We start from the raw sequence: 11639 nt of genomic DNA on the forward strand, positions 1-11639 counted from the left end.
TTAAAAATCTTTTAACGATAAAAGGAGCAAATTAATTTGCTCCTTTTTTACTTGAATTCTACATGGAATTTAGCATCAAGGATTCCAAAAGCAACTTTACATGGGAACGGATTTTTCCCTGTTGAAGCAGCACACATACATGAAAGTACCCAATATTCCAATTCTAAAGGTAAGCGAAATGCTTGTATACTGCCATCATTGTTTTTTACTGTTACGATTGGTGTATTTACTCTAGTTGTAGCGAAATCATCTGTTGTTATCATCGCTACTGCATCATTATTATGAAAACCAGCGCTTACAACCTCGTAAGTTAGTCCATCTTTTTCATTGATAATCATAGGTATATTTAAATAGGGGTAGTTATTTATATCATTATGGGTAATTGTTCTCGCTATATTCTTTCTTATCTGATTCCCTTGCATTCCATATACTCCTTTATAATACTCCAAAGATAATTACCTAAATCTATTCTATTTTACGTCTATTATATTCGTAAATTGTATTGTCATATTATTATAGAAAGCATCAGTACATATGAGAGAGCTATGTAATGGATCTATATCGATAACAGTCATATAATTTGTTAGTAAATAACCATCTTCATAATATGTAATTAATATTTCTTCTTCAGATAACAACGAACATAGTAACATGTTTTCAATCAGTTCTTTCTCTTCAGAAGTTAAAATGGGACGTGCAACTTTATTTTTCTCCTTAATCATTTCACGTATTCCGAAGAATTGTTCTGGCATTGCTGCAAATGGAGTCCATTTTATCATCCCCCTGCCTTTTGGCATATTAGCGTTGCTCATGCTTTGTGGCCCCCTAACAGTGTGTTTCTGTATCTTGCTGTTGCATTATTTGTATAGGAAATTCCTCTTAATATGCTATTTTTTCCAAACTTTGTGCGTATTTCATCCATTACTTTCGTTAGCTTTATTTCTTTTTCTCGTTGCATGATGTTATCAAAAAGGGAAATTTGTTCTTCTCCTTCACGAATTAGTTTTGTTAGAGAAATAGTAATACTTCTAATTGGTTCACCAGTATATTGTTGTTGTAGAAAATATAGACAAACTTGATAAATGTCCATGGTTAAGTTAGTCGGACGGCTTAGGGTATGTGTTTTGCTAAAGCCACCCGAATAATTTTTACTATATCCAACAGAAAAATGAACGGTTTGAGCAAGCTTGTTTTGTTGTCTTAATCGATAGCAAACTTCTTCGGTATGTTCCAGTAGGATAATTGGAAATTCTTCTATTGTATAATCACGCATTAAAATTTGGCTTTTTCCTACAGAAGTTGTAACGGGAACATATTTTTCTGAAATCCGACTAAAATCAATTCCATGACTATGTAAGTGTAAGTCTTCGCCCATTACGCCGAAGCTTTGTTTTAAATATTTAAGAGGATAATTAGCTAAATCTCCAATTGAATGTATCCCTTTTTGATTTAATTTTGTTTCAGTTTTATACGAAATTCCCCAAAACTTACTAAGTGGCCGTATGTTCCATAATTTTGTAGGTACATCTTCGTATTTCCAATAAGCGATTCCGTCTTTCTTTTTCTTTGCTTCAATATCTAAGGCCACCTTACTCATCAATAGGTTAGGAGCAATCCCAATTGTGCATTCAATTCGTGTATGTTCATATATTTCACGTTTAAACTGTAATGCAAATTCAATTGGATCTCGGGCAAATAGATGGATACTATCGGTAATATCCATAAAAAATTCATCGATGCTGTATTGATGAAAATCTTCAATAGGAACATATTGTAGGGCTAACTTCGTTATGTAATTGGAGCACTTAATATAGGTTCCCATAATTGGATTCACAATAAGGATATCTTTTTGCTGAGGAATCTCGTATAACCTTGCCAACTTCTTTACTCCCATTGCTTTTAAAGGTGGAGTTGCGGCTAAAACAATGGACCCATTCCTATTCACATCACCGACTACAGCTAATTTTGTATGAAGTGGGTCTAATCCCATTTTGATGCAACTAACAGATGCATAAAAGCTACGAAGATCAACACATAAAATGATTCTATTCGGTAAAATTGAATAGTCATACACTATAACTCCTCCTAAAAACAAGAACATTTGTTCCTTTTTATTATACACGAACTTACGTTCTTTTGCGAAGCGGTTTTTGAAAAAATATTTAATTATATGTAGTAGAAATATGTTGAACGACAGAGAGGAGTAACAGCCTAATGTTTTTGAGGTTTCTAGGATATAAACTGTATTATTTTGGATAGTACAGAAAGTAAATGATGGGAGGATGTAAGGTATATTATTTTTTCAAAAAGTTACAGTAATTTATCGTAAAAGAGGTTGTGATTACGAGTTTATGTGAAAATATAATTTTAAATAGATTTTAGGAGGTTGTTTCATAAATGGAGCAGGTTATACAAGAGTTTTTTTCTTCAAGTAAAAGCTATAAGGTTTAAATCATTAGAAGAAGAGATGGGCTATATACGACAGAAGCTTATAGATGGATGGAGAATTGTGGATGTGAATTTTGGGGTTACATATCACAAGGATTGACGTTGATAGATAGTGAGGAACATATTGCTATGGAACAACTAAAGGAATCTTCAAGAGATGAGTTGTGAACTACTCGCCACTTAGCAAAGCTTGAAGCGGGAGCTTCTCAGTTCCACGACGAAAGTAACCTTTCGTCTCCTTGAGCGTTACTTCGGGGTGCTCCACCCCTAGATGTCCAACGCATGGATGCTCTTTTGGTACGGTTGATATTTTACGCAGGAACCGAATGGCTTGGTTTTCGCACTCTATTTTCTTCCAGCAACCTTCTATATCAAGTTATCAAAGAACTTCATATAGCTAGTTTATCCAAAGTTTTTGGCTATGCCCAACCGAAATTCATCTCCCATCTATCTTGGGCTACCCTCTTCACACGCTTGAGGAAGGAGAATTCTTTCGGGGAATACGTTAAATTAAACTCGGTTATAAATTGTCGGAAAATAAAGCTTGCATAATATATAGTTGTAAATTTCTCATTAATTTTGATGTTAAAAACTATATGAAAATAGTACATTTATAAATAATTAATAACTATATATTTAAATAAAAAAATATTAAACGAGGTGTAATATTCTGATTATTCATATTGATTATACAAAAAAAAGAAAGAGAATAATAGCCTTGTTATTAATTTCTATTGACCTTAGTATTTAAAGGGTCATAAGAACCTTAACTTCACCGCAAAATGTATACCCTTTCATTTTAAGAGAAAAAATATTTTGGGGCATACAAGATAAAGGAGTGTTGTCTATAAAAAAAATTTGTTCCATCAGTATAATTTGTCTCTTTTTTTTATGTTCTTGTTTTAGCTCAAACAGTAAACCCACATCTAAAAAAGAGAAGAGCGACGAAGCAAAAATTACTAAACAAAAGAATTGGGGATTTAAAGCAATATATTCTGATGAGACTAAGATTAATGACTACAAGTCATTACCTAAAGTCAAAGTAGCAATATTGGATAGTGGGATTAATAAAAATCATCAAGATTTAAAAGGGAAAATTGTAAAAGATTATAATGCAATTAATCCAGAAAGCGAAATTGTTGATAATTATGGACATGGAACTGCAGTTGCTGGCATCATAGCCGCTCATGATAATGATTTAGGTCTCACTGGAATATCCCCTAATGCAGAGATTTATGACGTTAAAGTTCTTGATGACAAAGGTTTTGCAGATATTGATACATTAGTTAAAGGTATCCAATGGTGCATTCAAGAAAATGTGCAAATAATGAATATTAGTTTCGGTGTACAATCAGATAATCCGAAGTTAAAAGAAGCTATAGATAAAGCATTAGACAAGGGAATTACAATTGTTGCAGCTTCAGGAAATACATTGGGATTATCAGTTGATTATCCGGCTAAATATGAAAAGGTAATATCTGTTTCAGCAATAAAAGAAAATTTAAAACGATCTGGTGTATCTGCAAAAGGGAAAATAGATTATGCAGCTCCCGGAATTAATATCTTAACCACTGATAATAAAGGTGACTATTCATATTATAGTGGTACTTCTTTCGCCACTGCCTATGTTACGGGTACTGTAGCAGTCCTATTAGCACAAAAAGATCTAACCTTTAATGATCAGAATATTAAATCTTACTTGAATGATAGAACTAAAGATTTAGGTGAAAAAGGATACGATTTTGAATATGGTTCTGGATTAATAATGATAGATTGAAAGAGGAGATTGATTAATGAAAAATATAATTGTTAAAATATTAGTGTTTTCTATGTTACTTACTCTACTTCCTAATTTACAATATGTAAAAGCAGATACAGAAATACAAGATAAAGTAACTTCCGTTGATATAAGTAAAGTAGAGTCTGAAGTAACTAAAGAATTAGGAATTGAAGTTTCAAATGAATTAAAGATTAATACAGAAAAAGAAACAGACGAAAAGGTCGTAGTTAATACAACTTTAGAAACAACAGATTTATCAGTTTCAACAGATATCGACATGAACCTTGAAACAGGGGGAATTACTGTACTAGGTAAGACGGTTGATGAAAATGGTGAAGAAACCAAACAAAACTTTGATGTTTATGTACACGAAGTTGAAGGAAACGACTTTATAGCTACATTCGTTGATCAAGAAACAGGAAAAGAATATGAAGTTAATACTCTAAAAGCAAGTGCTTCTATTTGGCCTGTAGTAGTAGCGGCTGTGGCTAGATATGGTATACAATATGCAATAAAAAAGTATGGAAAACAAGCAGTAACTTCAGCAATGAAACAGGTCCCAAAGAGCATAAATAAGGTTGATGATAAATTCCTTAAGAGAAAAGGAATTGATGCTCACGAATTAAAAAGAGACTACTTGGGTAGAAGTGTTAGTATTTCAAAATATGATATCTATGTGGATAAGAAAACAGGAAGACTTTGGATTTACCTAAAAGGCGGGAAAGGCACTCCGATACCAACTGATTCATTTATAAAATAAAAAAAGTCTAAAGTAATGAAAAAATGACCTTAGATTTTTAGATATAATGAATTATAAGTATGATGTAAAGGATAAAATTTATTATCCTTTACATCAAATATTAATAGGGATGTGTTAAATAATTTGAGTACATTAATAAATGTAGAACTAGCCATTTTCGGAGAAATATTTAATCCAGAAGAGCTAACTAAACAATTTAATTTAGAACCAACAATGACTTATAAAAAAGGTGACTTTATTAGAGGTAATCCGTTGTTTATTCGGGAAGAAACAAACTGGAGTATTGAAACAGGCTATGAAGAATCCCTTAATGCAGAAGAGGTTGTAAAAAAGTTAATTTCCATATTAGAACATAAAAAAAATGAAATAATTAATCTGCAAAGTAAACATAATCTAAAATGCAAATTATCCGTTGTTGTAAAAATAGAAAATAATGAAGTCCCCTCTTTATGTTTTGATCAACATACTATTGGTTTTATCAATAGTATTGGTGCGGAAATTGATATTTGTCTATACTTATTATAAGTCTAGCGATAGGATTAAAATATTTGTTAGATGATGTAATTTATCTTTGATAGTATCTCCAATAAAATTGTTTGGCCTAAGTATTAAACCGAACTCTTCTTCCGATAAAAGATAGAGCCTTCCTTAAGAGGGGGGTTCTTAAAAACTAACTGAATAAGTTAAGATGGACAATAGAAACTAGCTTTTAATATTAATTGAAGATAGTCTCTATAAACGAAATGATTTTACTACTTTTAAAGTAAAGAGTCTAACAGTAAATCCATCTTTTATGGTGAGGCAGGGTTAGAAGTACTTCAGGAGCAGTACTTTAAGATAATTACAAATAAAATTTAAAACGGAAATATACTGATACCATTGTTCTAAAAAGGTTTTTGCTGGGTATTAAAAATAAAAATGTGCTATTTTATCTGTAATATTATAAGAGATTATGATGTTTTATTATTGGTGAAAGAACACAAATCTTTCGTAAGTGAACCTAGCATAATTAATCTCTATACTGATGTCTTTTTATGAAAATAAAGAAGTGAATTTTATTTAATCATATTTATTTTATAAGAATGATAAGATATACTAAAAGTAGGTGCAAAAATGCACTATTTGAAAAAGAGTGCAAGGCAAAAAGGAATCCGTAAAGGATTCCTTTTTTGTTACGAAATTTTATATATTTGGTATGGTGTATATGAGTGCTATATAAATTAAGGGAGAAATGGGAATGAAGAGGTTCATAACTCATGCGAATGGTAATAAGATATTTAAAAAGTTAGTTTTAATGGTATTGCCAATGGTTCTAATGATAATGATGATAACCCCATCGAATGATGCATTTGCAGCCGGCCAATAAAATGCGAGTTCACTAAAAGGTGTGAATCTATTTAATGGAAGCTGGACTGTTGCTATACAAGCTGCAAATTTACAATATGTGTCTGCTGAGCCATCGGGCAATGTAGTAGCAAATCGTAATGCAGTTAATGAATGGGAGAAATTTGAATTAATTCCTACTGGGGAATTATATATGTTTGCTTTAAAAGCAAAAAGTAATGGAAAATACGTTTCGTTTGAGCCGAATGGTAGAGTAGTAGCAGATCGTACATCAATTGGGGCATGGGAAAAATTTATCTTATATAATGGTGGAGACAATGGGATATATGTATTACAAGCGTTAAGTAATGGTAGATTTATATCAGCAAAAGGTGGTAGAGAATTAACAGCTAATAGTTATGTAGCTGGAAGTTGGGAAAGATTTGTTATTGTGTATTTCTAAATTTTGAAGTGTTTTATATATAAATAATAATGACTGGTTTAGTTCATATGTATGCTAAATAAAGAGTTAAGTACTTAATATAAGTGTATATTGAGGTGTAAAAAGGACTGCAAGTAATTGTCAGTCCTTTTTGTATGTTAACTAAGTAACTACTGAGAATGTAATGAGAAGAAAAAGAACCCTATCGGGTTCTTTTTCAAGGCATATTAACAGTAAGGAGAATCATGAAATGCTACTTCAAATCTTTATTAGGGGAAAGATTTTGAAAAAGCTTAACATACATCTATTTTTACATAAATGTAAGATATAGTAAATTGATAATCTTTATACTTACTATTACTAATATTCAATAAAAATAGTTAACACTATGCGTATAGTGTTAACTATTTTTAGTGTAGTATACATTTAGAAATCTAGTATTAGATTATAATTTTCTAAAAAGCTAATAGATTTAGCTTTTGAAATTCTAACTAACATTTAAACGCTTTAATTGAAATTTGGTGCGTAATGACTCTTATAAGCCAAATAAAATAAACAAAGACCCTGTAAAAATACAGGGTCGGATACAAGGTTAAGGGAACGCATAGTTTCTTAAAAACATAATAGCATATATATTTCGTGTAGCTATATGAGGATTTTGACAAATTTAAGAACAAGACAGAAAATTTTCAAGAAATTATATTGGTGGAGATATGATTTGGAAGTGAATTGTTTATCTGTTGATATAGATGAAAAATTTGGAGCGCAGTGATCAAATTTTCTTTAAATAAGGAGTTTAGGCTATTGAGGTAATTGGATCTTTCTGAAAAAGAAAAATGTTTTTCAATTAAAAGAAGAAAAGACACCTTTTGGATGTCTTTTCTTGTGGGATACAGCTCACATATTGCTGAATTTGATATGAAATCATAATTCGACTATGAAATAAACAACTTAAGAAATTCTAACATAATATGGACTGAAAAGAATATGTAATAGTGCATTTTTAGTTCTCAATTGCTTTATGGGATTTAAAAAAGCAGTATAAATAAAAAGGGCATGCAGTCGTATCTGCCGCCCCTTTTAGGAGGAATTCAAGACACCAATAGAACACGTATTGGTAAAAAGGCTCAAAAATAGTATATGTAAAAAGAAAAAGTCCTATACCGAAGGTGGACTGAGCCGTATCTTTATTACTTGTTTAAAAATTAAATTGCATTCTTTTCAAAATCAGTACGGTAAACATATGGTTTGGAATGAATTTAGAAAAAGTATACATGAAAATGGCAGACAACAATTTTGTCGTCTGCCAGTGCCAATGGACTGAATGAGTTAGTCAATTACTATATATTGCTACCTCATTACCAGAAGAGTGAAGCCGCTAGTTCAAACGGCTTAAACCTAGTTTGCCTAATAAAGAAAAAATTATGAGTAGAAATTTTGTTTGCTCTATTTGAAAGGATAATTAGATATTCATCAGACAAGGATAATACAGCATACCTTGAATAGGGTGTAGGAACGAATTAAGGAAAAGAATGTTATTAGGGAAGGGACTGAATCGGGATTGGGAATTTCGGACAGGATTTGGGGAGCTGTGGTTGTCTTTGGTATTGCGACTAATATCACTGCATGTATAATGGCATTATACATGCAAAAGTATGAGCTAATGATAAACTACCTTACAAATATTTTATTTTTAATAATTATAGCGATAACGTATATTAAGATGAAAATTAACAAGTGGGTGGCGTTAGGATTTACGTTAGTTGTAATGGAAAAAGGTATTAAGGCAGGTTATGACTTCTACACACATGATTACTATGGTGTCAGTTGGAGTTTAGCTATCATTGTCTATTGCATATACGAGATGAAAAATTATTATGTTGAAACAAATAAATAGCCGCAAAAAATAAGGGTTAGTAGGTGGAATTCTTGTTAAAGTATACAATTTTTTTAAATAATGATATTACGGTCCTGTTTTTTAATTCAATAACATAAAAAAAAACGCCATAAGGCGTCCCAAAATTGGGTAAACGAGGTTTTAGTTTTCCAATCTAAAGAAATTATGTATCAGCTCACAATGAGAGTATATCATAATATACAATCAAAAAAATATGCATTATTACATATATGAATTGAACAAAAATAAGATGGGAGTAAATCAAAATATCAAAAAAAAGACACTACAAGAGTGTCTTTTTTTTGAAAATACTCTATAATTAACTTTGGGGAAGGTAATGTTAGAGTATTCGTTTAGCATTATCTTTATATTTGATAAACCATGAAATCGAAAGATTTTGTGGTTTATTTTTTGAACAATAGATATTACAGTGTTAGCAGTGAGCTATTGATTATTATAAGCATTGGGAGAGAAGGGATTAAAAATCTAACATCGAATAACGGTTCCGGAATATAGTGTTGCGAAATGATCTCCCATATCCCAAACGGTACTTGCTTGTATATAGCCCTTAAAGCCTTCTGAAGAATAATAAATCTCTTTTGGTATACTTTCTTTAGTTTGGAAATGTGCTTTAGAGTACTTTACATAATGATTTTTAATAACTTTTGATTCTGGAACAATAGTGTTTTTTTGTTCCAATGTTTGCCTAGCACTAGAAGGTGGTATGAATCTTACAGTGTCTTGGTAATTGTGAGCTAAGGTGTCAGCCTGTACACTGTGTGAAGGCACAAAGATGCTTAAACCACTTCCCGCAATTAATGTTGCAAATGCTAACTTTGAGAATTGCGTTAATCTAATCATTTTATAGTCTCCTTTTCATTATTTTGTAAGGTACCTCCTTACACCTCACAGTCTATATCCACTACATAAGGGTGTACATACATATTGATAGACAAAATTCTACAAAATATCTCATGTTTTTTAGGGTGTGTATAATAATCCAATGTTTAATAATTTATCAGAAGTAAAAAAGTAGGTCATATATATAAGAAAATGAATAATTTATGCAGAGAATGTATACGGAATTATTGTTTAAATATTCTAAAAACAGTTGATAAAGATGTGGGATTGTTTTTTAGAAAATATATGATTTCAAAGGTTAAATTTCGAAGTTTGATTCTCTTTTTAAGTTTATTTTTATAATGTTATTTATATTTTTGGATTATTAAGATTTAAATATAAAATATCTATAGATTTTTAGTACAAGCAAACATTTTAAATATAAAAAAGTGAGAAAAATGATAAACATTCTTCTCACTTTCATCAATTAGGGTGGCATATACATAAATATGCATTTAAGAGGATTTTCGGATGAAAAATCCACATGAATAGTATAACAAAATATTTAAGACTCTTCGTATGTAATATTGCATATGAAGAGTCGGTAGTTATAATAGTTAGCATATTTCCATTATTATTTAACAGATTTCCCTAAAAGGTTCACCTTCCTTAAGCGTGTACAGGGTGATACGTGAGAGAGAAATTTTGATATGTAAAGCCCCTCCGAATGGAGGGGCTTTACATACACTTACATTAAGTTTGTTGCGGTGCACCACCATGATCGCCAACACTATATGTGGGAGTAGGGTAATGTCCATGAGTAGCAAACTGATCCGCTTTAGAAAATTGAGAAATCCCTATTGTTAGAACCCCAATACAAGCAATAACCGATAATAATAAGCTGATTTTTTTCATTATTTTAACACTCCTTTTTCAATTGATTTTCGTCTTGCTTGGTAACAAATATGGAAATAATCACTTACCTTTTGATGGTTCTCTAATTGTCTACATTTTGTGGCAAATAATTCAGCGTATTCGACAACATATTCCCATAATTCTTCTGCCTCAAAGTATAAGATTCCTTCTTGGATGATTTTTTCTAATTCTTCCAATGGTATATTTTCGTTTAATCTTTTTAAAATAGAGAAGTGGTGTGTGTATTCTTCGTTATGAATTCCTCTACAAATCTGTAATCCCTTATCAATGAGCTTACTAGCTGCTGATTGTTCTCCTAATTTATAATGCTCTTTAGCTTGTAGGAAGATAGCCTTGAAGTGTGTAGGGATTTTCTCTGTTACTTCTGAAAGGTGACGAATAGCTAACGTAGACATACTTTGATCAGAATACAGCCACCCCAATGTACTTTTTACGAATAACAAGGAATCTTCTTCCTTATTCTGTTGTAGTAATTCAATTGCATAATGCAGATATTCTTCTGCTTGTTCGTATTGCTTTAAATAGATACAGCAGCCACCCAGCAAACTATTACAAAAGGCTGTTTTTACTTCATAACCTTCATATTTTGAAAAGATTGCCCTTGATTTATTTGCGTATTCGATAGAAGCGAGCATGTTATAGGTATGGTGATAAAAAGTAGCAATTCTATAGTAGAATTCAGCGTGTTCAATTTCATCTGGAATGTTTACTAATATCTTTTCTGCCAGTTTATAATGTTCCTCTGCCTCAGTAAAACTTGATATAAAAGTGGAATGAATGGATTTAAAAAAGTGATAATAGAAGCGTAGAAAATGGTCTGTAGGCATATCATAATCACTAATAGCATCAAAACTATTTTGTTGAATACCGAGGCTATCTGTTAAGACCGTGTAACGAAATTCAAGTAGTGAGTAATAAAGTAACAAATTTTGATCCTGACGTTCTTGATTTGGCTCAATGCTTAACTTATTAATTTTTTCGTCAATTTTCTTTTTTAGATTAGTAGCTTTTATCACTTGTTGAGATAGCATAGATCGATACCAGTCGTTCAATAGAGAGGTTAATTGCTCATTTCCCTTTACTGAAACACTCACTATATACGCCCCCATCCTATAGAAATATCTTAATCCTATATAATTGTAACTATCATAGCAAAATAGAAGAAAAAATGGAGGTATTTTACAATGTTTTTCAATAAAATTCATAAAAAACA

The 11639-nt window shown here is 31.2% G+C and carries 10 protein-coding genes and 1 pseudogene; 5 read left to right on the forward strand and 6 right to left on the reverse strand.

Features of this window, described 5'->3' with window-relative positions; genetic code table 11:
• Positions 1-47: 47 nt before the first annotated feature.
• Genes ACZ76X_RS18785 through ACZ76X_RS18795 form a run of 3 tightly spaced genes read right to left on the reverse strand, consistent with a single transcriptional unit; the run spans position 48 to position 2074 of the window.
• Positions 48-422 (reverse strand): hypothetical protein, encoded by a 375-nt coding sequence (locus tag ACZ76X_RS18785; RefSeq protein ID WP_479851336.1) that lies wholly within the window; start codon positions 420-422, stop codon positions 48-50.
• 48 nt (positions 423-470) lie between these two features.
• Positions 471-812 carry a YolD-like family protein gene (locus tag ACZ76X_RS18790; RefSeq protein WP_479851337.1) on the reverse strand — a complete coding sequence of 114 codons (342 nt, stop codon included), beginning with the start codon at positions 810-812 and terminating at the stop codon, positions 471-473.
• Positions 809-2074 carry a Y-family DNA polymerase gene (locus ACZ76X_RS18795; RefSeq protein WP_479851338.1) on the reverse strand — a complete coding sequence of 422 codons (1266 nt, stop codon included), beginning with the start codon at positions 2072-2074 and terminating at the stop codon, positions 809-811. The genes ACZ76X_RS18790 and ACZ76X_RS18795 overlap by 4 nt, the downstream gene beginning before the upstream one ends.
• Before the next feature lie 1212 nt (positions 2075-3286).
• Here ACZ76X_RS18795 and ACZ76X_RS18800 point away from each other — a divergent pair.
• From ACZ76X_RS18800 to ACZ76X_RS18820, 5 genes and pseudogenes are all read left to right on the forward strand, one after another.
• Positions 3287-4225 (forward strand): S8 family peptidase, encoded by a 939-nt coding sequence (locus ACZ76X_RS18800; RefSeq protein WP_479851339.1) that lies wholly within the window; start codon positions 3287-3289, stop codon positions 4223-4225.
• 16 nt (positions 4226-4241) lie between these two features.
• Positions 4242-4988, forward strand: coding sequence for an SAR2788 family putative toxin (locus tag ACZ76X_RS18805; protein WP_479851340.1), 747 nt, complete (start codon positions 4242-4244; stop codon positions 4986-4988).
• Positions 4989-5111: 123 nt separating this feature from the next.
• Positions 5112-5513: a DUF4279 domain-containing protein gene (locus tag ACZ76X_RS18810; protein WP_479851341.1), complete on the forward strand. Its 402-nt coding sequence runs from the start codon at positions 5112-5114 to the stop codon at positions 5511-5513.
• 712 nt (positions 5514-6225) lie between these two features.
• Positions 6226-6774: pseudogene (locus ACZ76X_RS18815) on the forward strand (fascin domain-containing protein).
• Positions 6775-8314: 1540 nt separating this feature from the next.
• The gene (locus tag ACZ76X_RS18820) at positions 8315-8650 is read left to right on the forward strand and encodes a hypothetical protein (protein ID WP_479851342.1); all 336 of its coding nucleotides are present in this window, start codon (positions 8315-8317) and stop codon (positions 8648-8650) included.
• Positions 8651-9136: 486 nt separating this feature from the next.
• Here ACZ76X_RS18820 and ACZ76X_RS18825 read toward each other — a convergent pair whose 3' ends face one another.
• From ACZ76X_RS18825 to ACZ76X_RS18835, 3 genes are all read right to left on the reverse strand, one after another.
• The gene (locus tag ACZ76X_RS18825) at positions 9137-9511 is read right to left on the reverse strand and encodes a hypothetical protein (RefSeq protein WP_479851343.1); all 375 of its coding nucleotides are present in this window, start codon (positions 9509-9511) and stop codon (positions 9137-9139) included.
• A 732-nt stretch (positions 9512-10243) separates the two neighbouring features.
• Positions 10244-10405 carry a hypothetical protein gene (locus tag ACZ76X_RS18830; RefSeq protein WP_479851344.1) on the reverse strand — a complete coding sequence of 54 codons (162 nt, stop codon included), beginning with the start codon at positions 10403-10405 and terminating at the stop codon, positions 10244-10246.
• Complete coding sequence (locus tag ACZ76X_RS18835) at positions 10405-11520, reverse strand: response regulator aspartate phosphatase (protein ID WP_479851345.1); 1116 nt, start codon at positions 11518-11520, stop codon at positions 10405-10407. The genes ACZ76X_RS18830 and ACZ76X_RS18835 overlap by 1 nt, the downstream gene beginning before the upstream one ends.
• Positions 11521-11639: the final 119 nt, after the last annotated feature.

The sequence above is a fragment of the Bacillus sp. BC05(2025) genome (assembly GCF_056725905.1).